The sequence below is a fragment of the Microcoleus sp. B9-D4 genome (assembly GCF_036705105.1).
Taxonomy (GTDB): domain Bacteria; phylum Cyanobacteriota; class Cyanobacteriia; order Cyanobacteriales; family Microcoleaceae; genus Microcoleus.
In genome coordinates this window covers 92,418-115,715 of record NZ_JAUBTS010000007.1, presented here as the reverse complement: position 1 = coordinate 115,715, position 23,298 = coordinate 92,418, and the positions used below count along the sequence as shown (strand labels likewise).

At 45.0% G+C, this 23,298-nt stretch carries 18 protein-coding genes, 2 pseudogenes and 1 riboswitch; of the genes and pseudogenes, 13 read left to right on the top strand and 7 right to left on the bottom strand.

Annotated features, from left to right (window positions below; genetic code table 11):
- The first annotated feature begins 48 nt into the window (after positions 1-48).
- Positions 49-195 carry a hypothetical protein gene (locus tag QUB24_RS06560; RefSeq protein WP_015211800.1) on the top strand — a complete coding sequence of 49 codons (147 nt, stop codon included), beginning with the start codon at positions 49-51 and terminating at the stop codon, positions 193-195.
- Positions 196-794: 599 nt separating this feature from the next.
- Here QUB24_RS06560 and QUB24_RS06555 read toward each other — a convergent pair.
- Positions 795-2,102 carry a hypothetical protein gene (locus QUB24_RS06555; protein WP_333142759.1) on the bottom strand — a complete coding sequence of 436 codons (1,308 nt, stop codon included), beginning with the start codon at positions 2,100-2,102 and terminating at the stop codon, positions 795-797.
- Positions 2,103-2,105: 3 nt separating this feature from the next.
- A complete protein-coding gene (locus QUB24_RS06550; RefSeq protein WP_333142760.1) occupies positions 2,106-3,182 on the bottom strand; it encodes a cysteine synthase family protein in 1,077 nt (358 codons plus the stop codon).
- 636 nt (positions 3,183-3,818) lie between these two features.
- Here QUB24_RS06550 and QUB24_RS06545 point away from each other — a divergent pair.
- On the top strand, positions 3,819-4,259 hold the full coding sequence (locus tag QUB24_RS06545; RefSeq protein ID WP_333142761.1) for a heavy metal-responsive transcriptional regulator: 441 nt from the start codon (positions 3,819-3,821) through the stop codon (positions 4,257-4,259).
- 6 nt (positions 4,260-4,265) lie between these two features.
- On the opposite strand, the gene QUB24_RS06540 is transcribed toward QUB24_RS06545, so the two are convergent.
- The 3 genes from QUB24_RS06540 to QUB24_RS06530 all read right to left on the bottom strand — a co-directional run bounded on the left by QUB24_RS06540 (position 4,266) and on the right by QUB24_RS06530 (position 10,288).
- Positions 4,266-7,391, bottom strand: coding sequence for an efflux RND transporter permease subunit (locus QUB24_RS06540; protein WP_333142762.1), 3,126 nt, complete (start codon positions 7,389-7,391; stop codon positions 4,266-4,268).
- Between the two features lie 157 nt (positions 7,392-7,548).
- Positions 7,549-9,495, bottom strand: a complete 1,947-nt coding sequence (locus QUB24_RS06535; protein ID WP_333151762.1) for an efflux RND transporter periplasmic adaptor subunit — start codon at positions 9,493-9,495, stop codon at positions 7,549-7,551.
- 73 nt (positions 9,496-9,568) lie between these two features.
- Positions 9,569-10,288 carry a DUF305 domain-containing protein gene (locus QUB24_RS06530; protein WP_333151759.1) on the bottom strand — a complete coding sequence of 240 codons (720 nt, stop codon included), beginning with the start codon at positions 10,286-10,288 and terminating at the stop codon, positions 9,569-9,571.
- Positions 10,289-10,632: 344 nt separating this feature from the next.
- On the opposite strand from QUB24_RS06530, the gene QUB24_RS06525 reads away from it, so the two are divergent.
- The 7 genes and pseudogenes from QUB24_RS06525 to QUB24_RS06495 all read left to right on the top strand — a co-directional run bounded on the left by QUB24_RS06525 (position 10,633) and on the right by QUB24_RS06495 (position 16,356).
- Positions 10,633-10,764: a hypothetical protein gene (locus QUB24_RS06525; protein ID WP_333151757.1), complete on the top strand. Its 132-nt coding sequence runs from the start codon at positions 10,633-10,635 to the stop codon at positions 10,762-10,764.
- Between the two features lie 265 nt (positions 10,765-11,029).
- Positions 11,030-11,374: a metalloregulator ArsR/SmtB family transcription factor gene (locus QUB24_RS06520; protein WP_333151755.1), complete on the top strand. Its 345-nt coding sequence runs from the start codon at positions 11,030-11,032 to the stop codon at positions 11,372-11,374.
- A gap of 44 nt (positions 11,375-11,418) precedes the next feature.
- Entirely contained in the window at positions 11,419-12,009 is a 591-nt protein-coding gene (locus QUB24_RS06515) for a cation transporter (RefSeq protein WP_333151753.1), read from the top strand.
- A gap of 191 nt (positions 12,010-12,200) precedes the next feature.
- Positions 12,201-12,494 (top strand): annotated as a pseudogene (locus QUB24_RS06510) (transposase); the annotation flags it as partial.
- A gap of 189 nt (positions 12,495-12,683) precedes the next feature.
- Entirely contained in the window at positions 12,684-14,666 is a 1,983-nt protein-coding gene (locus tag QUB24_RS06505; RefSeq protein WP_333151751.1) for a heavy metal translocating P-type ATPase, read from the top strand.
- 66 nt (positions 14,667-14,732) lie between these two features.
- Positions 14,733-15,380 (top strand): hypothetical protein, encoded by a 648-nt coding sequence (locus QUB24_RS06500; RefSeq protein WP_333151749.1) that lies wholly within the window; start codon positions 14,733-14,735, stop codon positions 15,378-15,380.
- A gap of 55 nt (positions 15,381-15,435) precedes the next feature.
- Complete coding sequence (locus tag QUB24_RS06495; RefSeq protein WP_333151747.1) at positions 15,436-16,356, top strand: vitamin K epoxide reductase family protein; 921 nt, start codon at positions 15,436-15,438, stop codon at positions 16,354-16,356.
- 69 nt (positions 16,357-16,425) lie between these two features.
- Here the strand turns inward: QUB24_RS06495 and QUB24_RS06490 are convergent, their stop codons facing one another.
- A complete protein-coding gene (locus tag QUB24_RS06490; RefSeq protein ID WP_333151745.1) occupies positions 16,426-17,616 on the bottom strand; it encodes a hypothetical protein in 1,191 nt (396 codons plus the stop codon).
- 145 nt (positions 17,617-17,761) lie between these two features.
- Positions 17,762-17,959 (bottom strand): CbtB-domain containing protein, encoded by a 198-nt coding sequence (locus QUB24_RS06485; protein ID WP_333151742.1) that lies wholly within the window; start codon positions 17,957-17,959, stop codon positions 17,762-17,764.
- 18 nt (positions 17,960-17,977) lie between these two features.
- Positions 17,978-18,120, bottom strand: a riboswitch (cobalamin riboswitch).
- A 168-nt stretch (positions 18,121-18,288) separates the two neighbouring features.
- Between QUB24_RS06485 and QUB24_RS06480 the strand changes: the two genes are divergently transcribed.
- The 4 genes and pseudogenes from QUB24_RS06480 (at position 18,289) to QUB24_RS06465 (ending at position 23,263) form a co-directional block, all read left to right on the top strand.
- Positions 18,289-19,593 carry an Nramp family divalent metal transporter gene (locus QUB24_RS06480; protein ID WP_333151740.1) on the top strand — a complete coding sequence of 435 codons (1,305 nt, stop codon included), beginning with the start codon at positions 18,289-18,291 and terminating at the stop codon, positions 19,591-19,593.
- 9 nt (positions 19,594-19,602) lie between these two features.
- Positions 19,603-20,307, top strand: a pseudogene (locus QUB24_RS06475) (transposase); the annotation flags it as partial.
- A 451-nt stretch (positions 20,308-20,758) separates the two neighbouring features.
- Entirely contained in the window at positions 20,759-20,959 is a 201-nt protein-coding gene (locus QUB24_RS06470) for a heavy-metal-associated domain-containing protein (RefSeq protein WP_333151738.1), read from the top strand.
- A gap of 45 nt (positions 20,960-21,004) precedes the next feature.
- Positions 21,005-23,263 carry a heavy metal translocating P-type ATPase gene (locus QUB24_RS06465; RefSeq protein WP_333151737.1) on the top strand — a complete coding sequence of 753 codons (2,259 nt, stop codon included), beginning with the start codon at positions 21,005-21,007 and terminating at the stop codon, positions 23,261-23,263.
- Positions 23,264-23,298: the final 35 nt, after the last annotated feature.

The window sequence follows — 23,298 nt, the reverse complement described above, 5'->3', positions numbered from 1 at the left end:
TAGTTTCCCAAAGAAACTTTTCGATCCTAGATTCCCCGGTAAAAATTCATGATTAAAGCAACTCAGACTAAACGCTTCACTCTTGCAGCTTTGACGGCAGTTCTCCTGACAGCAGGTACAGCCGCGGTTGTCTTTGCCGCCGGCCCCTGTACTACTCCTACTCCTGACTGCCCTCAAGCTAATTGCGATAAATAATCCTTATTTTCCCCGGTGTGTAGATTACCTCACGGATTTTTAACAGGGATAAGCAAGAGAATATCCGACAGCAGCACGATCTCAATTTTGAGTGACTGCTGCTTTTTTTTTCAATATTATTTTGGACAAGATAGAGTATTTTATCGAAAAATTGGATGACTATAACCACTACACAAAACTGAAAGTGGCTATCACTATAATGATTGGGTTCAAACTTGCCTAAAACTGCTATGAAAAAATTTGGAACAGAATCCTTAGAACAGCAGCTACTAAAAAGTCGTTCAACAATTATACTTACTCACATCAAATCTGGTAGCTAGTTTTCTAATTGCTCTTTTACCCTGCTTCTCGAATAGTGCGATCTTGCTTGTGTGCACACTACATATAGTGTGCACACAAGTAAGTGCTGAGATAGTATAACACCCTGGCGGGGTGACAACCCCGCCAACTGTAATCGACAATTAAAGGGACGGCGATGGAGAAACTAATGATGATGCCAAGAAGTAAATACTGATTAGCGATCTCTCAAAATTTTGATGGTTTACTCCATGCGATCGAGGATGTCTTACGCCTTGCGTCCGGCGCAGCCTTGGCGGTTGCTATAATTGTTTGCGTAAATTGAACGCGAGACAGGATACTTCTATTGTTAAAGAAATAATCATCGCGCTCGCAGCCGCAATTGCACCCGATGCCCCAAGCTGAACTGCACCGAACGCAACTAAAAGCAATATAGTCGTGCCAATCCAAGTTGCATAATTCAGACCTTTGGTTTGACCTGCCCCGACCAAAAAACCTTGAGTAGCATTTTGCACCGCCACCAGAAGGGGTACAAACGCGCACAACAGCAATACGGGACGGATACTCTCAACCAGGGCTTCATCGTTGCCGATAAAACTTTGCACAACCTGCAACCCAAATGGCGTTGTACTACCTAAAAACAACAGTAGCGAACAAAATCCACCCACACTGAGAGCAAATGCAATTAATTGGCGATCGCTCACTCGATCTCGATTTTTGATAATCACCTGTTGCACCATGCGAGTCGCATTGGCAATCACCAAAACCAATCCCCAAGCCGCAGGCCAAGCCGCCAATGCAATATTAGCGTCTTGGGCGCGGGCAATAATTCCCACCAGGACAGCACGTCCACCCCAGACTACTAACATTGAAGAGCCTAAAGGCCAGTAGAAATTCCACACACTTTTGAGATTGGTGGGTAGCTTTAACTCAGAATCAATGGGTCGAGGCAGACGAGTGGCTCCTAGCCGGTGCGCCGCAATGGTTACAACCAGCGCCTCTGAGAGAACCCCCGCGATCAAAGCAGTCCCCGCCAGCACTGCGCCTGACATTTTCAACACAAATCCGCCCCATAACGTTAGGGCTACAATTAACAAACGAACCATGCTAGCTTTGGCAACCGCCTGAGAATGACCTGTGTGGATGAGCAATCCTTGAAAATAACGCCGCCACGCGATCGCCAAAGGCCAGAGAAACATTAACGTCAACACAGTCTGCACCGTCTGCCGCAATTGGGGTGGAATTCCTAACAGCGTCCCCCCCAGCGTGGCGAAAATAAACGGCAGCGTCAGCAGCAACAGTAACGCACTCAGTCCGCCGCCTGCTAAAAGCGTAAATCGCCACAAGGCGCGACGCGATCGCCCATTCGGTGCAAGGGCATTCGAGGCGTGCAGAATCATAATAATCGGACTTTCAAAAAAGACCGCGAGGGCTTTGGCAATGCCCACGGCTGCCAAATTCACCCGTGCATCGGGTAAATGAGCTAGGGCAGCCGTCATCATCGGATCGCCAAAAGCCATTGCCACATCGCTGAGGGAGAGGGGAATAAATTGCCGCCATAAATCTAGCAGACCGATTTTAGACGGACTTGGAGAAGCCTTTAAGGTCATTGTTTATACAGGTTGTTGCTGTCGCACGAGGGTAAGAGGGACGCTTTGAAGGGCGTTAATTGTAGCGGTGAGGGCTTTTTGTTCCAAGATTTCAATCCCTTGCTCGGACAGCCATTCTGGATTGTAGACTGTTTCGAGATAGCGATCGCCCCGATCCGGGTTCAACAGTACCATGCGTTGAGAATGGCGATGCTGCTGGCTGTAAGCTAGGGCAGCGGCAACGATAGCGCCTGTGGATGCTCCTAACAACAAGCCTTCTCGACGTGCCAGGGCATGACAAACAGAAAAGGCAATGCGATCGTTCACAGAATACGCTGCATCCAGTGCCATTGGATCAAAATTGGGCGGTACAAAAGATAACCCCAATCCTGTCATTTTATAGGGGTGAGACGGCGTGCCAAAAATAGCCGAACCTGCCACATCTACGCCGACAATTCGAGTTTGGGGATGACGCTGTTTAAAATATCGGCTAATTCCCGCCAATTGTCCCGCCGTACTAACGCCAATAACGATAACATCTGGTGCTACGGGAAAAGCCTGTTCGATTTCGCGAGCAGTAAATTGCTCGTGGGCAGTTGGGTTTTCGGGATTGCGGTGCTGGCAAGGATACCAGGCACCAGGAATGGTTTCGGCGAGTTCTTTGGCTTTTTTCATCCTCGCAACTTGCATCGATCCATTGGCATCTGCCGCACTCAGGGGGACATCTACCAATTCTGCTCCATAGGCAGCCAGCATTCGCCGAATCGGGGGCGGTGTTTTACCATCGATGACAATCATCACGCGATAGCCTCGCGCTGCACCAATCATTGCTAAACCAATGCCGAAATTACCCGAACTAGATTCAACAATTGTGCCGCCGGGGGCGAGTAACCTGGTACGTTCTGCGTGTTGAACCAGACATACAGCATTTTTCTCTTTAATGCTGCCACCGGGATTACAGGATTCTAATTTGAGATAAAATTCGTGATGCTGACAGAGTTCGCTCACGCGATTGAGACGAACAATGGGAACCTTTCCAATTGCCTGGGTGATATCGCCAGCTAGGGATGATTTCAGCGCTGTTTGTAGAAGTTGAATCATTGATTTAGATCCTTCAAAATACACGGTAGTTAGTCCTGGTCATCTATCTTGCTTGCCTGCGGAAAACTTTAGTATCCGAGCGCGAGATCATGCTTATCAATAAGCCAGAAGCCCTCTTTGCCTAATTACAAGCTTGCAACGCCACAATCAGGGTAAACGCATCTAATTTCTAAATTCCCATGTATAGCTTCTGAGTAGAGACAAAAGCGCTATAGGTGGAAAATTAGATCCTTCAAAATACACGGTAGTTAGTCATGGTCATCTATCTTCCTTGCCTGCGAGAAATTTCAGCATTTGAGCGCGAGATTATGCTCATCAATTAGCCAGAGGGCATCTTTGCCTAATTACAAGCTTGCAACGCCAGAATGAAATTGGGGTGAAATAAGTCAGGTTCATTGATTTAAAAAATTATAGGAAAGAGCGCAGGTATAAGTGGTTTTTATATTTCAGGGATAAGCAAGAGAATATCCGACAGCAGCAGTAACTCAAAACAGAGTTACTGCTGCTTTTTGAGTCACTAGAATTATGGACAAAATAAAATATTTTATCCGCCCAAATTGGGTAAGTATAAACAGCACAAAAAAGTGAAACTGGCTATCGCTATAATGATAGGGTTCCAATTTACCTAGAACTGCTATGACAAAATTTGAAACAGAATGCCTAGAACAGCACCTACTAAAAATAGGAAAACTAGCAAAGCAAACTGGTGTTACTGTAGGCACCCTGCGATACTATGAAAGCCTAGGGTTACTGGAACCTGCCTTACGCAACAGTAGCGGTTATCGTTACTACACAGCCGATGCTGCCAGACAAGTGCAATTTATCAAGAAAGCTCAAAGACTCAACTTTTCTCTTCAAGAAATTCAGCAAATTTTGGCCTCTCGCCGTCAAGGAATAACAGCTTGTCCGCTAGTGCAAGACTTATTAAGTCGCAAAATAGATTTCTTTGAGGAGGAAATTCAGCGCATGAGTGCGTTCAAAGCTGAGTTGGAAGCTTATAAAAAACTTTGGACAAATCGAACTTCAGACAATCCCGATAGCGAGGAACTTTGCACTTTGATTGAGGGAGTTAAGTAGGATTGATCAGTTCGCTATTTCAGCTTTAATTACCTTCCCGTCTTCAATAACTGGCTGAGGTTGTTGAGGTCGTAAAATTTTACCAAATTTAGCATACAAAGCTGGCAAAACTAACAGAGTCAAGGCAGTAGAAGTAAACAATCCTCCTAAAACTACTACTGACAAAGGTTGCAAAATTTCCTTTCCGGGGCCGCCTTCTAAGACTAAAGGTGCTAAACCTAAAGCTGAAGTTGAAGCCGTCATCAAAATAGCATTGAGCCGTTCCATCGAGCCTTTAATAATTGCTTCCTTAAAAGGCATTCCCTCGGCAAATTTAGTGTTGTAGTTGTCTACTAATAACAAGCCATTGCGGGTGGCAACGCCAAATAAAGTGACAAAACCCACTAAAGAAGCTACAGAGATGATGCCGCCAGTCAAAGCTACAGAAATTACTCCTCCCACTAATCCGAGCGGTAAATTAATCATAATCATCGCAGTTGAAGGAATTGACTTGACGGACAAGTACATCAATACTGTAATTACAAGAAAAGAGATCGCACTAAATATCATAATATTTTGGGAAGCTCTTTGTTCTGCTTCAAATTGACCGCCGTACTGGATAAAATAGCCAAAAGGCAACTGTACCTCTCGTTTGACTTTAGCTTGAATTTCATTCACAACCGATCGCAAATCTCGACCTTTAGCATTAGCCGCTGCCACAATCAACCGAGAAACATTCTCGCGGTTAATCGTATTTGGGCCAGTACCGTATTTTACAGTAGCAACTTGGGCGAGGGGAATCTTGTTGCCACTTGGAGTATCAACCAACAAATTCTGAATAGTTTCTAAGTTATTTCGGGCTTCAGGCTGCAACCAAACAACTAAGTCAAAAGTTTGCTGCACCTCCAAAACTTGAGAAACAACTTTGCCGTTTAAAGCTGTCTCAATTAATTCAGAAAGCTCTCCAATTTTTAAACCGTATCTACCCGCAGCTTGACGGTTAAAATTAATTTGAATTTGTTGCACTGGCACCTGGGGTTCGAGTTGCAAGTCTACAATTCCTTCAACAGTTTTCATTTGCTCTTCAACTTTGGCACCGATGCTGCGAAGCTGATCCAAATCCGGGCCAAAGATTTTGACAGCAATCTGACTTCTGACACCAGATAAAACCTCATCCATCCGGTGAGAAATAAAACCGCCGATATTTGGTGCAACTCCCGGCAATTTAGCAAATTCCTGCCGCAACGCCTCCAAAGTTTTCGGCCTGTGTTCCATGCCCTCCTCGCTCAAACCGATATCAATGTGAGCTAAATTGACTCCCGCAGCATCAGCATCTCCCGGAGCTCTGCCCGATCGCACTTGCACGTATTCAAACCTGGTATCATCCTTAAGTGCATCTTCGATCGCAAAAGCCGCGCTATCTGTTGTTTCCAAAGACACCCCCGGATAAAGCAGAATAGTATTTACCAAAGTTTGCTCCTGAAACTCGGGTAAAAACACCCGTCCAAAAGATGGCAAAATAATTAATGCAGCCACCATACTAGCAGCAGCTAAAGCTAAAATTATCGCCGAATAGCGCATTGACAATTCTATAAAAAAATGATAGATACGCTTGCAAAATCTCGGCAGCCAAGGTTCCTCGGAACTCATGCGTTTGGCAGGCAACAAGATAGCACAAAGGGCTGGAGATATTAACAGCGATTCCAGACTAGAAATCACCACAACTACCAAATAAGTAATCCCCATCGGCGTAAAAATTCGACCTTCTACACCGGGCAAAGTAAAAATAGGAGAAAACACAACAATCCCAATAACAGTCGCTCCAATTAACGAATCGCGCACCTCTTGACTGCCGTCAAAAATCACATCCATTACCGGACGCGGATTAAGAGAAGACCTATTTTCTCTCAAGTTGCGGTAGGTATTTTCGGCATAGACGATCGCATCGTCGATCGCAGTGCCGATCGCCACCGACAAACCCCCTAAAGTCATCGTATTCAGCCCCAGCCCCAGCCAATACATCGCCAGCAGCGCGAACAGCCAAGTCAGAAAGAAATCCAGCAAAACAACCGCGAGAGTGCGCCAATTCATCAAAAACGGGATCAGGATGATGGTAACAATGATGCTGCCTTCAACTAAAGCCGATCGCACATTCTCCACCGAGGAATTAATATATTCTTCCTGTCGAAAAGTCACAGTAACTTTAATATCTTTTGGCAGAGCTTGCTGCACCTCAGCCATTGCTGCCTCAACCGCTTTAGTTACCGTCGGAGTATCAGCAACTGGCTGTCTGTTTACCATCACAATCACAGCTTTTTTGCCGTTAAAACTGCCATCTCCCCGCTTGATTGCAGCACCAATCTTGACATCAGCGACATCAGCAATTCTGACGGGTGTTCCGTTGCGAGAGGCGATCGCAGATTGCTGCAAATCTTCCACAGACGCAATCCGCCCCACCCCCCGGATTAAAGTTTCTCGATCCGGCGTAATTAAATACCCCCCCGGCGCGTTAACATTCGCAGCCGCTGTCGCTTCGGCAACTTCCTGCAACGACACATTAAAAGCTTTCAACTTTGCAGGTTCTACTAATACTTGATACTGCCTCTGATCGCCGCCGTAAGCCACCACTTGAGCAACGCCAGTCACAGCTAGAAGGCGATTTGTGACTTGCCAATCAACCAGACGGCGCACTTCCATCAAAGGAGTAGTTTCCGAGGTAAAAGCATAGGTAATAACAAGGCCTACCGGTGAAGTTGTCGGAGAAATTTGTGGTGCTTCTACTCCTGCGGGAAGCTTGCTTTGAGCTTGCTGCAACCTTTCTGTTATCAACTGGCGGGCTTGGTAAATTTCAGTTCCCCAATCAAAGATTACCTTAACGGCAGAAAGCCCTACAGCGGAAGACGATCGCACTGCTGTCACCCCAGGAGTTCCGTTAATTGCACTTTCGATCGGCAGTGTTACTAAAGACTCGATTTCTTCCGGCGCCAGCCCCGGTGCTTCCGTCTGAATTTCGACTTGCGGGGGTGCAAAAGGAGGAAAGACATCAAGGGACATTTGGGGGATGATATACAATGTCCAAAGACTAACAATAATGGTAGCGATAACAACTAGCCAGCGGCGGTTAATTACCCATCTGAGAATAGTGCTGAACATTTTATTATTTTGGAGTTAATATAGCGGTTCTCAAGCGTGGTGAGGTATGGGGGCGAGTCTTATGCCTATGCCCTATGCCCTATGAGCACCTCATTTTACTGAGAAAGGCTATAGATAGATACTTCTGCAAACTAAATTGCTATATTCACGCAATTGTTTACTTCAAACTCTTGACTTCTTTCTCTTGAGCTTTAACGTGATGGTTGTTATTGTGTAACAGCAGTTCATTGTGCAACGGCGATGCAGAGTCGGAAAAACTATTGTTTCCGGCATTGTTTCCAGAATCCGCTGCTAATGCTGGCAATTTGCGCCGATTTCCCAACAACACGCCGGCTGTGAAAGTCAGGGATACGATCGCAACTGCTCCCCCTATTCCCGTCCACCAGAAAGACACGGGTAAATTATTAAAATTAACCTCTGTTGCCTTTGGAGTTGCCTCTTTCTTTGCCTCGTCTTTTGAGGGCTTGCTGCCGCCCCGCAAAGATTGTGCGTAAAGTTGAGGTGCTCGCTGCGTTACTATCAAATCTCCCTCAAATAAACCACTCTTAACTTCAACTAAATCTCCGGCAGTTTGACCGAGTTCAATTTCAACAGCTTGATAAGCATTGCCATTTTGGAGGTAAACGGTTTTTTTACCGCTAACATCCACTACCGCCGCACTCGGAATTGCTAAAATATTTGTGGCAGTTTTGTTGGTTAAAATCTCCAACTCAGCAAATAGTCCTGGCTTTAATTCGCCGTTAATATTATCTAGTTCTGCTTTCACAGGCACAACCCGCGTTTCTCCTGACACGGATGACCCAATTAAGGCGATTTTTCCATTGAAAGTGCGATCGGGTAAATTAGCGACTTTTACCCTGACTACCTGACCCTGTTTTACTTTATTTAGGTCTTTTTCGTAAATATTGGCGGTGGCAAAAACACGGCTGTCATTTAAGAGACTCATCAACGGTTTTTCAGCGTTTACTGACTCTCCTGGAGTGATTTCGCGATCGGCTACCGTCCCCGAAATCGAAGCAACTACGGTAACGAGTCCTCGATCGTTGGCAACAGTTCCTAATTGTTGCAGCCGGGCTTGATAGGCTGCGTCAGCCAAGCGAATGCGCGACTGAGCGACTTCGACGGCTGTTTTGCCGCGTTTGAGTTGGTTCTCGGCTTCTAGGACTTCCCGGCGACTCTGAGCTCTGGTAAGTTGAGCTTTGGCTTCTGCTACTCTGCCTTGAGATTCCCGCAATTCCCGCATTGGGAGGTCTACTTCGGCTTGTTTAATTTCGGTTTGGGCTTTGATAACTTCAGGACGGCTTTTTGCCTTAGCAACAGTGGCTTGTGCTTCGGCGAAGTGCGCTTGCGATTCCAGCATTGTGCGCCGCGCGATCGCCCCAGATGCCACTAATTCTTTGTCGCGCTCGAACTGTTCTTTTGCCACAGTTAATTCAGTTTCTGCCCGCGCTATTTCGGCTTGCGCTATTTCAACTTGGCGCTGATAGTTTTCTTTAGCGGCTTGCACAACTGAACGCTTGTTTACTAATTCTTGTTCTTGCTGGTACTGCTTAGTTACCGCCGTCAATTGGGTTTTGGCTTGGGCGATTTCTGCTGCGGATATTTGAAGTTGGCGATCGTAATTTTCTCGTGCTAGTTTTAGATCTCCTTGTGCTTGCTGCAAATCTGCCTCAGCTTCGGCACGTTTCGAGAGAGATTCAACCCGCAATTGTCCTAATTCTGAACTCGATAAAACCGCAACCAGTTGACCTTTTGATACTTTGTCCCCAGGCTTAACCAGCAACTCTACTACTTTGCCAGCAACCGGAGCCGTAACTTCTACTTTTTCGTTGGGTAAAGTTTCAATTTGTCCTGTGGTTTTGATGCCGATATCTAGTCGCTGGCGAGCGGCAGGGGAGACTTTAATTCCTAATCGTTTTGCTGTTTCGGCATCGACAGAAATAGCAGTAGGAGTTTCAGTTGTTTCGCCACTGTGCTTAAATTCATCTCCGTGTCCCGCGTGGGCAAAAACGGGGGTGGACTCGATGAATAACAAAAGAGTCAGGAGTATTCCCGAAAAGTGAACTATCGGTGCTGAGGAGCGGACACGGCGGTAGTATTGCATGATTGAGTAGGGGAGAATCTGAACTCAAAGATCAGTTTTGCAGATAAAAATGAAATCCGGGTGAAATATGGTGTTACTGTTTGTACCAAGCTTGTCGCCACTCTTTCATTTGCTCGATTTCTTGCTTTTGCGAAGTCACAATCTCTTGGGACAATTTGTTTATTTCCGGCCGCTTCGACTTCTTCAAAGCATCTTGGGCCATCACTAAAGCTCCTTCGTGGTGGGGAATCATCGCATTGAGAAATCGCAAGTCAAATTGGTCGTCAGCGGCCCCTAAATCCATGCTCATCATCATGCTTTGCATTTGTTCGGGAGTCATTGCCATCGTGTGACTCATTGGAGCGTGATAAGCCATTGGCGTACTGCTGGCTTTGGCATACCAAGCTTTTCGCCACTCTTTCATTTGATTGATTTCGCGGTTCTGAGCGGCAATCATCTCATTTGCTATTTTTTTCATTTCCGGGCGTTTGGATTTATTGAGTACCTCTTTTGCCATGTTTACTGCACCTTGATGGTGCAGTGTCATGCCATCAATAAATCGCAAATCGTACTCGGCATCAGCCGGGCCTAAATCCATTGACATATTGTGATTCATGCCATGATTCATGCCACCCATGCCGCCGCCTTGTGCCATGTCTTGCTTGTTGTTTGCTTCGGTTGCAGCCGTAACATTTGGGGCTTGAGTTTCGCTGGAAGAGGCTTTTGAACAAGCTGCAAGCACTCCGCTGGTTAAAGCGGCTGTGGCGGTCAATATCAGGGCTACAAAGCCTGTTTTTAATGAAATTGGCTTCATCGATTTTATATGCTTAAAACGACTATTTATCTTCAGCTTTCCACATATAAATGAAATTAGGATGAAATTTTCGACTGGGAATTGTAAAAAATTATTGCTGTGCCGTCGATCGAACTCAAATTTAAGATTTACAGGACTCATAACCTAATTATGTAGGGTACACAGTGCGCGCCTTACCCTATGGGTAGGCTGTCAAACCACTTTTTCCATAATTCCTGATTAATTTCGCAATCCCCCATTAACTCTCCAGTGGACTAGAGAAGTCCAAGCAGTTGACTCAGCCGCCGTTGTTTAAGCCGATCTCAAGACGAAGTTGGTGACAATTCAAACTGTGAAACCGGAAAATGAAGTTAGGGAAGCGATCGCATCTGTTGGCTATCCAGGCGCTTGAAGACAGAAGTCAGAATATTACCCATTCCCAATTTCAGAGTGCATATATGGATCACCTCACAGTCAAACTCCAAGGCATGAGTTGAGTCGATGGCCCCTTCTGCTGGTATCCAGCGCGTTTTTGCTGAAGTTGGACTAGACCCAAAAGCAGCTCAAATCTAAACACTGCAAGCACCAGGGAAAATTGTAGCGATGCTGGGAGATGGGATTAACGATGCTCCGGCTTGGGCAATAGCGGATGTGGGAACTGCGACGCTGCTCACGTAAGGGTATAAATAAGCTTTCAGGTGTTGACATATCATTAGTTGCTGATATGATGATATAAAAGAGCTTTGTATTGAAGCTAAGCATATGATTGTCTCTGCTCAATCCCAGTCCACTCGCTTGAAAGCAAAACTCTTTCGTGGGTTTTCCGATCCATCACGATTGGCGATTTTGGACGTGCTGCGATCGCGTCCAATGACCGTGAGTGAAATTGTTGAAGCAACCGGGCTATCGCAATCTAACACCTCAAACCACTTGGGCTGTCTCCGTGATTGCGGTCTGGTAAACACCCTGCAGCAAGGACGGTACACCAGTTATCAACTCGCCGATGCACGAGTTGCTGAGATTTTGGAAATGGTTGAAGAGTTACTGGCTGATGTAGCAAAAGGAGTTTATGAATGTACCCGCTACAACTGCTCAGAGAACGAATAACAACAAGCTAAACAGGAGGCACGATGTCAGACTGTGGATGTCACATGGAAGCCAAGAACGCAGCCGAGCGTAAAACGTTGCGAATTCTGTTACTTATCAATGGCACAATGTTTGTCGTCGGAATTGTGGCAGGAGTTTTAGCGGATTCAACTGCCTTAGTTGCAGACTCATTAGATATGTTTGCAGATGCTTCAGTTTACACGATGTCGCTGTATGCAGTTGGCAAATCGGCGCATCACAAGAATCGTGCAGCGACTCTAAGTGGTATTTTTCAGATCACGTTAGCCGTGATGGTTGTCGTCGATGTGATTCGACGGTTTGTTTGGGGAAGTTCACCGGAATCAGGTTGGATGATGGCAATGGCTTTTTTGGCCCTGATTGCTAACAGTTATGGTTTGTACCTTCTCTCAAAGCATCGTAAGGGTGAGGTACATATGCGGGCAAGTTGGATATTTACGCAGAATGATGTAATTGCAAATTTTAGTGTGATCGTCGCAGGTTTCCTAGTCACTCTATTTAATTCTCGGTTTCCTGATTTAATTGTTGGATTGGGAATCGCAAGCCTAGTCGTTTGGGGTGGAATCAGTATTATTCGAGATACACAACGTGACAGAATGAAGCAACAACGGCTGTAGTAATACCGCTTAACAGGTTTTGCAGCAACGATTTGAACGTTTCTCGCTTCGTTTTAGTTTTTTCATCGCCGAGACATAGAAACAGTACCAAAAATAGCTATGAGTAAAATGTACTCCAGCAACTTTACTTTGGAACAATGGGAGTTGATTGAACCTTTTATTTCACCTCCAACATCTAGGGATCGTCACCCAAGGTTGAGGTGTGGAATGTCCTGAATGCAATCTTTTACCTGTTAACCCAAGGCTGTACTTGGCGTGACTTATCGGGAGACTTCCCACTTTGGCAGAGCGTCTATCGCTACTTCTGCACCTGGCGTAAAGACGGAACTTTGCTGAGGCTACATGACCGACTTAGAGCCTGGGTTAAAGTTAGCCACAACCGAGCGGTGAGTCCGTCTGAAGCCATCGTGGATAGTCAAAGCGTCAAAAATGCAGCAATGGTAAACCAAGCAATGGGATGTGACACAGGCAAGCAAATAATATGAGTCAATAATTTTTACTTAACATGAGCAAAACGATAATAATTCTTACTCTCGATCGCAACTTGTGACCGCAAACTTGAGCTAACTAGCAGCCAAACTTTTAACTCAATAATTTACCAAATTGTTAGCTTTGGAGATATAGTATGAATATATGTTCATAAGTTAATTATGTTTTTCCATCTAGGAGGCATCATGAAAAAGACAAAAGCATCAGATTCCGGCTGCTGTAGTTGCAGTCACGACGATCGCCCCGATCTCAGTAATGAGAATCATAACCATGACCACAGCCACAACCACGGGAACGGAGATTTTAACCTGAAGCAAGAATTGATTCCTGTGATATCGGTTGTTGTCCTATTTGTTGGCGGTTTAATTTTTGAAGAAAAACTGCACAACACGCCCTATTCTATAGGTGAATATCTGGTTTTCATCCCAGCCTATCTTTTAAGCGGATGGAATGTTTTAACCAGTGCGGGTCGCAACATTCTGCGAGGTCGATTTTTTGATGAAAATTTCTTAATGACTATAGCAACACTCGGCGCTGTAGCCATTCACAAACTCCCTGAAGCAGTCGGGGTGATGTTGTTTTTCAAAATCGGAGAACTTTTTCAAGAATTTGCTGTAGGGCGATCGCGTCAATCGATCAAATCGCTTTTAGAAATTCGCCCAGATTATGCCAACCTCAAGGACAACGGCGACATTAAAAAAGTTGCACCAGAAACAGTAGTCATCGGCGATATCATCCTTGTCAAACCGGGAGAAAAAATTCCCTTAGACGGTGAAATTATAGACGGCAATTCTCAGCTTGACACGTCTGCACTAACTGGAGAATCAGTACCTCGAACCGTGAAAGTTGGAGAAACAGTTTTAGCAGGAACAATTAACCAGACAGGAGTTCTCACCGTCAAAGTTACTAAACTCTTCGGTGAATCTTCAATCTCCCGAATTCTGGAATTAGTAGAAAATGCCAGAAGCAAAAAAGCTGAGACTGAGAAGATGATCAGCAAATTTGCCAGTTACTACACGCCCTTTGTAGTCTTTGCATCGCTAGCAGTGGCTTTAATTCCGCCTTTGTTCATTTCAGGAGCAACTAATGCAGACAGATTTTTGTGGGTTTACCGCGCCCTAGTCTTGTTAGTTATTTCCTGCCCTTGCGGATTGGTGATTAGCATTCCTCTGGGATACTTTGGGGGAATTGGCGGTGCAGCCAAGCGCGGGATTTTGGTTAAAGGCTCGACTTTTCTAGATACTCTGACAGCAGTCAAGACAGTTGTTTTGGATAAAACAGGAACTTTGACAAAAGGAGTTTTTAAAGTAGCACAAATTGTGCCTAAAAATGGTTTTTCCCAAACAGAGTTGATGGCAATAGCGGCTAAAGTAGAATCTCAATCCAATCACCCAGTCGCGAAATCTATTATGGAAGCTTACGGCGGAAAAATAGATTCATCGGATGTGAAAGATTACGAAGAAATAGCGGGGCACGGCATTCGGGCGAAAGTAAATAATCAAATTGTGCTTGCCGGAAATGACCGTTTGCTGCACCGAGAAAATATCCCTCACGATGTCTGCAATGCTGAAGGTACGATCGTACATTTAGGGGTAGACAACCGCTACGCTGGGTATATTTTGATTGCTGACGAGCTTAAGGAAGACGCTGTACAGGCTATTCGCGACCTCAAGAAACTGGGTGTTGAGCGAATCGTGATGCTCACAGGAGATAATCAAGCTGTAGCTGAGAGTGTTGCGAAAAAGCTCGGTTTAGATTCCTACTTAGCTGAGTTATTACCTGAAGGAAAAGTAGAGGCGATCGAAAAACTGATCTCCCAATCTAAAAAAGGCGATAAAATTATCTTCGTCGGGGATGGAATTAATGATGCACCCGTACTTGCTAGAGCTGATGTGGGCATAGCAATGGGAGGTTTGGGTTCGGATGCGGCGATCGAAACTGCCGATGTTGTAATTATGTCAGATGCACCCTCCAAGGTGGCTGAAGCCATCCAAATTGCCAGAAAAACTCACAATATTGTTTGGCAAAATATCATTTTTGCCCTGTCAATTAAAGCGATATTTATTGGTTTGGGTGTTTTTGGTTTAGCGACAATGTGGGAAGCAGTTTTTGCTGATGTTGGGGTGGCTTTAGCAGCTATTTTCAATGCGACTAGAGTTTTAAAGTAGTCGGCTGACAACTCCAGGAGGGCGGGCAATTCCTTCCTCCTTGTAGCAATTTGTAGAGGAAAGCAAATGGAAAGTATGCTCAAAATTCTGTTGGGAAGTCTAGCTCTTAGTATTATTCACGCATTAATTCCCAACCACTGGATGCCTTTAATTGCGATTGGTAAAACTGAAAATTGGTCTCGCAGCGAAACTTTGCGGGCTACAGTAATTACAGGAGTTGCTCATACCCTCAGCATTATCCTAATTGGAATTGTCGTCGGCTTATTCGGTTACAAGTTCGCTGCTACCTATGTAGAGGCCGCTGAAATAATTGCGCCTTTAGTTTTATTAGTTTTAGGAATTATCTATCTTTTGGCAGAGTTAGATAGTTCTCGCAGGCACCACCACCATCACGCGGAAACAGTTAATTTAACTACCAAGCGATCGCAATTTCAAATCCTAGCTGTTTTAGGAACAGGAATGTTTTTCTCGCCTTGCATCGAAATAGAAGCCTATTTTTTTTCAGCAGGAACGATTGGTTTGAGCGGCATACTTGTAGTTTCTGTGGTCTACTTAGTTGTGACAGTTTTGGGAATGGTTTTGCTAGTAGACTTGGGAATGAAAGGAGTTAATGCTTTAGAAGAAAAGCTGCATTTTTTCGAGGCTCACGAACAAGGATTAACCGGAGCAGTATTAATCCTTCTAGGAATTGTGGCTTATTTCATCAAAGTGTAAAATGGTTGGTAATACAATTTAGTCTTGGGAAATATCCAGCACAGGAAAAAATATTATGCGTCGTCAACGTTCCATGCCTTGGATTCACCGCTATTCTCGTCCGCTCACGGCAGGAATTGCCTCGATAGGGGCTGCGATCACTGCTTATCTAACAGTGGTTAAGTTATCCAACGGAACGGCAGTTTGTCCGATCGAAGGCTGCGATATCGTGCTTTCGAGTCCTTATGCCTATGTCTTTGGTTTGCCTCTTTCTTTGTTCGGTTTTTTGGGCTATTTGAGCATGATAGTTTTTGCCGTAGCTCCCCTATTGGTCAATCCCGCAGAACAGAAGAGTCTCCGCTCTAAGTTAGAGTCTTGGACGGGACTATTTCTGTTTGCTGGTAGCACAGCTATGACGATTTTCAGCGGCTATCTGATGTATGTACTGGCTGTTGATATTAAAGCAGCTTGTATTTACTGTATTGCATCTGCTTTGTTTGCAACTAGCTTGTTTGTCTTAGCATTAATAGGTCGCGAATGGGATGATATCGGGCAACTATTTTTTATAGGAATTGTGGTGTCTATGTTAGTGCTGATTTCCTCTCTGGCTCTTTATGCCGATGTGAATAATCTCGGTACAGCTAACGAGACTAGCATCAAGACTACGACATCTTCCGGTACTTCAGAAATTGCTTTAGCGCAGCATTTAAAAATAGTGGGTGCTAAAATGTACGGCTCTTTTACCTGCGATCATTGTCAAGCACAGAAAGCAAGTTTCGGCAAAGAAGCGGCGGGCATTATCAATTATATTGAGTGCAATCCTCAAGGGAAAAATGCTCGGCGGGATCTTTGCGAAGCTGCGAAGATTCAAGGGACTCCCACTTGGGAAATTAACGGTAAGTTTTACCAAGGGCAAAAATCTTTGCAGGAGTTAGCGGATTTATCTGGCTATCAGGGAACTCGCGAATTTAAAGAGCTCTCAAATCAGGAACGTTGACAAGAGTGATTTCTGGCGATCGACTTAATCATAGTCGATCGCACTTAAATTAAATTATCCGAAATCCGGTTAAATGCGCCCTACTCTCACCCGCAGCCCAAGCAAACGGCGCTGCAATCCAAATCCGATCGCCATCCCCGCGATTACAATGCCTGTAAAGTAAGCTAAAACAGTCAACCGCACTGAAAGAGGAGGCGCGACTCCCTCAACTTCAATACTTTGTAAAACCTGGAATGGTGAAAACTGACGGGCCCCGTTGGGTTGGGGAGAAACTTCTACCTCTACTTTGTGAGGTGCGCCATCAAAAAACTGCTCTTGCCATATCAGTTTTCCGGCTGCATCCGGGACACCTTTGTAGGCAAAAGCAATCCAATCATTTTCGAGTTGGGTGACTTTAACATTGAACAATACATCTGTGACTGGCTGATTTGTTTTGGTATCGGTGACTTGAACTTGTAAATTAGCAGCTTTCCCTACTGTCGCACTAACATCTCCAGAAAGTCGCACCTGTAAACCCTGAGATTGCACAATGGGGCTAGTTTTTTCTGTCGGTTTAGATTCTGTCATGTGAGACATTGGCATCGACATCTCAGACTGGGCAATTTCAGCACTGACATTAACATATAACAAGGTAGCGATCGCAATTATTATCGCCCCACTTAACAGCAATCGCACTCTTTCAGGCGCTATTTCTCCTGCTTGGATTTTGGGCTTTCCTCCAATCGCCAAGCCGCCACCTAGCCCAACAACCAACAAAATCACAGCTAAAATCCCAAAATTGCGATACTTCACCCCGTTTTCCGGCACGGATAGTGTTAAAGTTTGCTGAATAGGAGTAAAAGCATTTTCTGCGATCGGAGTCACCTTTGCTAACAATTGATAATTTCCCCTAATGGGCAGCATTTGCTGGATTTGTAACTCACCTTTAGCTGCAACAGCCTCTATATCCAGCAACTTTGTTCCCTCCACGATCGGAAAATCGGTGGTAAACCAATGATTTTTAGGCGGAGTTAAAATTGTCAAACTAATTCGAGCATTCTCTAAAGGAATCCCCGCTGCATCTAAAGCTTGCAGCTTTAACGACACTGGAGATAAAGGTGTAGTTGCCTCGGCTTCAAAGGGTAAAATCTGGCTGATTGGGGGTTCAGAAGTCAGTCGCACAGTTGATTGTGGAGACTGCGAAAACCCTACCCAACCATAGAAAAAGATACTCATCATGCAGACAGCACTGATGAGCGCAGAAAACTTTAATTTTGACATTTTAATTCTGGACTTTTAAGGAATCTCGCGCGGGGTGGGGGCGGGTTTATTTAACCTGTCTGCACTCTGAGAAAGCTCGCAGGTTTACCCGCCCCAACAGGTTAAACGAATCGCACTGCAATATCTCAAATAAAAACAATCTTGTTTAGTGACAACTAACCATCAAAGTGTGGTGGCGCAGAGAGTGTACCTTGTTATGGACGGCGGGATAAGTTGTAAAGTAAACAGTCCAGACAGTCAAAGCGCATAGGGAGATGTAGAGCGTCGCTTGCACGGGTGTTGAAAGCGTCAACCGTGCCGTTTGTTGCCAAACCGAAGAAGAAGAAGATTGAGTAGTCATCATGTACCTCGCAGATGAATAAAGTAAATTTGGGCATCGGCGGGCATCCTGACTTGGAGAACTTGTCTCCTTCACAGTTGCGGGACAGTGCCGGACTTACACCGAACTTTCCCCGTTACCTCTGGTGGCTGTTCCTCACCAGAACCGATTTGATATTCAGAGCATATCACACATTCTGTTGCTGCATTCACATTACCTGGAGTGTTAGATAAAAAATACACAACTTCATATTTCTTGCAACTTTGGCGGATTTTGAGCAATACGACTGATGAAATTTAACAGAATTTGTGAGATTATGAAAATAATATGAAAATTATTTAACAATAAAACCAATGACTCACCCCGAAAACAGACCCAGCCTTCCTGAAGTCCACCGCAGCGTCCCCGTTCCCAACAGCAAAGGTTTCTGGCGTAAAATGCTGGCCTACGCAGGGCCGGGATATTTGGTTTCAGTGGGTTACATGGACCCCGGAAACTGGGCGACTGACTTAGCGGGGGGAGCCAAGTTTGGCTATGCGCTATTAAGTGTGATTTTGCTATCTAATTTGATGGCAATTTTGCTGCAATCACTCTGCGTGCGTTTGGGAGTGGCAACGGGACGAGATTTGGCACAAGCTTGTCGAGATTATTTCAGTCCGCGAGTCAGTTTTTTGCTGTGGATACTTTGTGAAATTGCTATTTCTGCTTGCGATTTAGCTGAACTTGTTGGAAGTGCGATCGGACTGCAATTGCTATTTGGTATTCCCTTAGTTTGGGGAGTGTGCATCACTGCGCTAGATGTAATAATGGTATTATTTTTACAAGGAAAAGGCTTTCGTTATATCGAAGCTTTGGTGATTACGATTATTGCAATTATTGGCGGTTGTTTTATTGCAGAAATGATTTTTGCAAAACCTGATGCCGGAGGAGTTTTACTCGGTTATGTTCCCAGCCTAGAGATTTTGCAAAATCAGGCAATGCTTTATATTGCGGTGGGTATTTTGGGGGCAACTGTGATGCCGCACAATCTTTACTTGCATTCGTCGATCGTGCAAACTCGCTCTTGGGAAGAAACTGCTGATAAAAAATGGGAAGCAATTAAATTTGGCACAATTGATTCCACCGTAGCGCTGTCAATAGCTTTGTTTATTAATTCAGCAATTCTGATATTGTCGGCTGCAAGCTTTCATTTTTCCGGGTATCAAGAAGTAGCAGAAATTCAAGATGCTTACAAACTGCTTTCTCCGGTACTGGGTGTGGGTTCTGCTAGTGCAATTTTTGCCTTTGCTTTATTGGCTTCGGGGCAGAACTCAACCTTGACAGCAACTTTAGCAGGACAGATTGTGATGGAAGGGTTTCTAAATTTTCGGCTGCGACCTTGGTTGCGGCGCTTGCTGACTCGACTGATTGCAATTGTGCCGGCTTTGATCGTAATTATCTTGTTTGGTGAAGGCAGTACAACTAATTTACTGGTTTTCAGTCAAGTGATTCTCAGTTTGCAATTACCCTTTGCAGTAATTCCCTTGGTAATGTTTACCTCAAACCGCAACTTAATGGGAGAGTTTGTGAATCCATTTTGGCTGAAAGCCTTAGCTTGGTTAGTGGCTAGTATTATAGTAGGATTAAATAGTTGGCTGTTATTGCAGACTATTTTCTAGTAATCTGCGATTGCGGTAGAGGCAGGAACACATTTAATATTTGATGCCTTAATGTGTCCATATAAAATGGGAGAAAGAGTAAGAGCGTTAAAGTTGTTACGCTCAGTAACGCCAGGAATGCTATTGATGTGGGATAGAGGCTTACATTCTTATGCGATGGTAGAAGCTACAGTCAGTAAAGGTTGTGAGTAGAAGAGTGCGAATTCCATCCAACGTTAAATTCTTAAACCAAACACTATTAGATGATGGTTCATATTTGAGGAAAGATTTATCCATCAGGCAAACTAAGAAAAAAAAGATTTAAGCCCATACAGGTAAGAGTAATTGAGTACACAATTGAGGCTCCCGAACACCCAGTCACACAAATTAGATATCGTTTAATTACGAGCTTGTTGGACGCTGAAAAATTTCCAGCCCAGTCACTTGCTTGTGAATATCATCAACGTTGGGAAGTCGAGAATACTATTGATGAAGTCAAAGTACATTTATTGGGAAGAAAAACTCATATTCGTTCTCAAAGACCGAAAGAAGTGGTACAAGAAATTTATGGTTTACTACTAGGACCGAAGAGCTGTACGGTCATTAATTTTTCAAGCTGCAAGCAGTGCCGGTGTTTCACCATTGCGTCTGTCTTTTACTGGAACATTACGAGTGATTCGTCGTGCTCTGCCAAAATTCCAGCGGTTACAACCACAAGAAATTCTCTTCTTTTGAATTGGTTAACTTTAGAGATACTTGACCAACTTCTACCTGAAATGGTTCATAGAAACAACCCAAGAGTTGTGAAAAAGCCTGTCTCAAAATTTCGCTCTAAACAAGTTAAACACAGAGGTACTGGAATAATAATGAATCCTCCTGTATTTATTGTTTTAAGCACTGCATAGCCCTTAACTGAACCGTATTGGCGCAGAAGGGACAGGTCCACACTTGGCCTTGATTGAAGGGAAGCATGACTCCCTGCGTGCGATCGGCGCCCCAATCTAGGATACACCGACTTTGAAAACACGCCCTAGGGATTCAAGAGACAGCAGATCATGGTGTCCAGGGTGTTGATTTCTCCTTTTTAGAGGTTCTCAAAAATTTCTTTTCATTCCCCCTTGACACTCCAGTGGACTGGATACTGCAAGATAGGATTAACCCCTCAAAGGAAAGGAAAAATACAACCATGACACTACAGCTAAAAGTCCCTAACATGGCGTGTTCAGCTTGTGGCGAAACCATTACCAAAGCCATCAAGACAGTAGATGCCGCCGCAAATGTTCAGGCAGATCCCAAAACCAAACTGGTCAATATCCAAACTCAAGCATCTGAAGCCGCCATTACAGAGGCAATTACAGTGGCAGGTTATCCCGTTACCTGTCACTAAAGATTTCTCAGACCCATTTTAAGGATGAAAATAAGGAGATTTTGTATGGAAAACGCCACTATGAAACTGCGAGGCATGAGTTGTGCCTCTTGTGCAAGTAACATCGAAGAGGCAATCCGCTCAGTTCCGGGAGTTGAGACGTGCAATGTTAATTTTGGAGCTGAACAAGCCAGCGTTACCTATAATCCCAGCCAAACTGATGTAGCAGCGATTCAGGATGCCGTGGATGCGGCTGGATATTCTGCTCTGCCGATGCAAGATGATGTACTTGCCCCAGAAGATGATGCAGAACGGCAGGCGCGGCAAAGTGAAAATCAGGACTTGACCCGCAAGGTGTGGGTTAGCGGTATTATCAGCGCCGTTATCGTGATTGGCTCGCTGCCTGCGATGACGGGATTGCCTATTCCCTTGATTCCCATGTGGCTGCACCATCCCTGGCTACAACTTGTACTCACTACTCCAGTATTGTTTTGGGCGGGTAGGTCTTTCTACATCAATGCCTGGAAAGCCTTGAAGCGTCATACCGCGACAATGGATACGCTAGTAGCGATCGGGACAGGGGCAGCTTACCTCTATTCTCTATTTCCCACCTTCTCTCCCCAGTGGTTTATCAGTCAGGGTCTTAAACCAGATGTGTACTTTGAAGCGGCATCTGTAATTATTGCATTGCTCTTGCTAGGACGACTGTTGGAAAACCGCGCTAAGGGACAAACCTCAGAAGCAATTCGTTCTCTTATGGGTTTGCAGGCAAAAACGGCGCGGGTAATTCGTAATGGACGAGAAGTGGACATTCCCATCGCTGAGGTAGTGTTGGAAGATGTCATTCTAGTTCGTCCGGGTGAAAAGATTCCCGTGGATGGCGAGATTATTGATGGCTCCTCAACGATTGATGAGGCAATGGTGACGGGTGAAAGTGTACCCGTGAAAAAGCAGCCTGGTGATGAAGTGATTGGAGCGACTATTAACAAGACTGGAAGCTTCAAATTCCGAGCCACACGAGTGGGTAAAGATACGTTTTTGGCGCAAATCGTTAAACTGGTGCAGCAAGCGCAAGGCTCCAAGGCACCGATTCAGCGATTAGCCGATCGCGTTACGGGATGGTTTGTCCCTGTTGTGATTGCCATTGCGATCGCTACCTTCATCATTTGGTACAACATCATGGGCAACGTCACAATGGCATTGATTACCACCGTGGGCGTGCTGATTATTGCTTGTCCCTGTGCGCTTGGCTTAGCCACGCCAACCTCGATCATGGTGGGTACAGGTAAAGGGGCAGAAAACGGAATTTTGATTAAAGGTGCAGATAGTTTAGAACTGGCGCACAAACTGCAAACTGTTGTTTTAGACAAAACAGGCACGATTACCCAAGGTAAACCCACTGTAACGGACTTTATAACGGTTAATGGTACCGCCAATGGTAACGAGCTAAAACTTCTGCGCCTCGCTGCATCCGTCGAACGGAATTCAGAACATCCTCTGGCAGAAGCGGTGGTGCAATATGCCCAATCTCAAGGAGTGGAGTTGACGGATTCACGGGAGTTCGAGGCTCACGCAGGCAGTGGTGTGCAAGGGTATGTATCCAATCAATCGGTGCAAATTGGAACTCATCGTTGGATGAACGAATTGGGAATTGATACCAGTAGTTTGCAGCCACCGTGGGATCGATTGGAATATCTCGGTAAGACGGTTATCTGGATTGCCATAAATGGCAAAGTAGAAGGAATTATGGGCATTGCCGATGCCGTAAAACCATCTTCTGTTGTCGCAATTCGCACTTTACAAAAGATGGGATTAGAAGTGGTAATGCTAACAGGTGATAACCGTCGCACGGCAGAAGTCATAGCGCAGGAAGTCGGCATCAAACGAGTTATTGCAGAAGTTCGTCCCGATCAAAAAGTCGCTCAAATCGAAAATCTTCAGGCAGAGGGAAAAATTGTCGCAATGGTGGGGGATGGAATCAATGATGCACCTGCACTTGCTCAAGCTGACGTAGGCATGGCAATTGGCACAGGAACAGATGTCGCGATCGCAGCTAGCGATATCACTCTAATTTCTGGTGACTTACAAGGCATTGTTACTGCCATCCAACTGTCTCGCGCTACGATCCAAAACATCAAACAAAATCTGTTTTTTGCCTTTGTCTACAATGTGGCAGGCATTCCGATCGCCGCCGGAATTCTTTTCCCGATTTTTGGATGGCTCCTCAATCCAATTATTGCCGGGGCAGCAATGGCATTTAGTTCCGTTTCTGTAGTAACAAATGCGTTGCGTCTCCGTAACTTTCGACCCAAAAATGTTGGCTAATTTGATTCGTGCTTAAGAGGGAATAATGATGAACA

Bases quoted from the DNA above. Each gene is read 5' to 3' on its own strand.
- QUB24_RS06560 (WP_015211800.1), top strand. From the start codon at position 49: ATGATTAAAGCAACTCAGACTAAACGCTTCACTCTTGCAGCTTTGACG.
- QUB24_RS06555 (WP_333142759.1), bottom strand. From the start codon at position 2,102: ATGACCTTAAAGGCTTCTCCAAGTCCGTCTAAAATCGGTCTGCTAGAT.
- QUB24_RS06550 (WP_333142760.1), bottom strand. From the start codon at position 3,182: ATGATTCAACTTCTACAAACAGCGCTGAAATCATCCCTAGCTGGCGAT.
- QUB24_RS06545 (WP_333142761.1), top strand. From the start codon at position 3,819: ATGACAAAATTTGAAACAGAATGCCTAGAACAGCACCTACTAAAAATA.
- QUB24_RS06540 (WP_333142762.1), bottom strand. From the start codon at position 7,391: ATGTTCAGCACTATTCTCAGATGGGTAATTAACCGCCGCTGGCTAGTT.
- QUB24_RS06535 (WP_333151762.1), bottom strand. From the start codon at position 9,495: ATGCAATACTACCGCCGTGTCCGCTCCTCAGCACCGATAGTTCACTTT.
- QUB24_RS06530 (WP_333151759.1), bottom strand. From the start codon at position 10,288: ATGAAGCCAATTTCATTAAAAACAGGCTTTGTAGCCCTGATATTGACC.
- QUB24_RS06525 (WP_333151757.1), top strand. From the start codon at position 10,633: ATGAAGTTAGGGAAGCGATCGCATCTGTTGGCTATCCAGGCGCTTGAA.
- QUB24_RS06520 (WP_333151755.1), top strand. From the start codon at position 11,030: ATGATTGTCTCTGCTCAATCCCAGTCCACTCGCTTGAAAGCAAAACTC.
- QUB24_RS06515 (WP_333151753.1), top strand. From the start codon at position 11,419: ATGGAAGCCAAGAACGCAGCCGAGCGTAAAACGTTGCGAATTCTGTTA.
- QUB24_RS06505 (WP_333151751.1), top strand. From the start codon at position 12,684: ATGAAAAAGACAAAAGCATCAGATTCCGGCTGCTGTAGTTGCAGTCAC.
- QUB24_RS06500 (WP_333151749.1), top strand. From the start codon at position 14,733: ATGGAAAGTATGCTCAAAATTCTGTTGGGAAGTCTAGCTCTTAGTATT.
- QUB24_RS06495 (WP_333151747.1), top strand. From the start codon at position 15,436: ATGCGTCGTCAACGTTCCATGCCTTGGATTCACCGCTATTCTCGTCCG.
- QUB24_RS06490 (WP_333151745.1), bottom strand. From the start codon at position 17,616: ATGTCAAAATTAAAGTTTTCTGCGCTCATCAGTGCTGTCTGCATGATG.
- QUB24_RS06485 (WP_333151742.1), bottom strand. From the start codon at position 17,959: ATGATGACTACTCAATCTTCTTCTTCTTCGGTTTGGCAACAAACGGCA.
- QUB24_RS06480 (WP_333151740.1), top strand. From the start codon at position 18,289: ATGACTCACCCCGAAAACAGACCCAGCCTTCCTGAAGTCCACCGCAGC.
- QUB24_RS06470 (WP_333151738.1), top strand. From the start codon at position 20,759: ATGACACTACAGCTAAAAGTCCCTAACATGGCGTGTTCAGCTTGTGGC.
- QUB24_RS06465 (WP_333151737.1), top strand. From the start codon at position 21,005: ATGGAAAACGCCACTATGAAACTGCGAGGCATGAGTTGTGCCTCTTGT.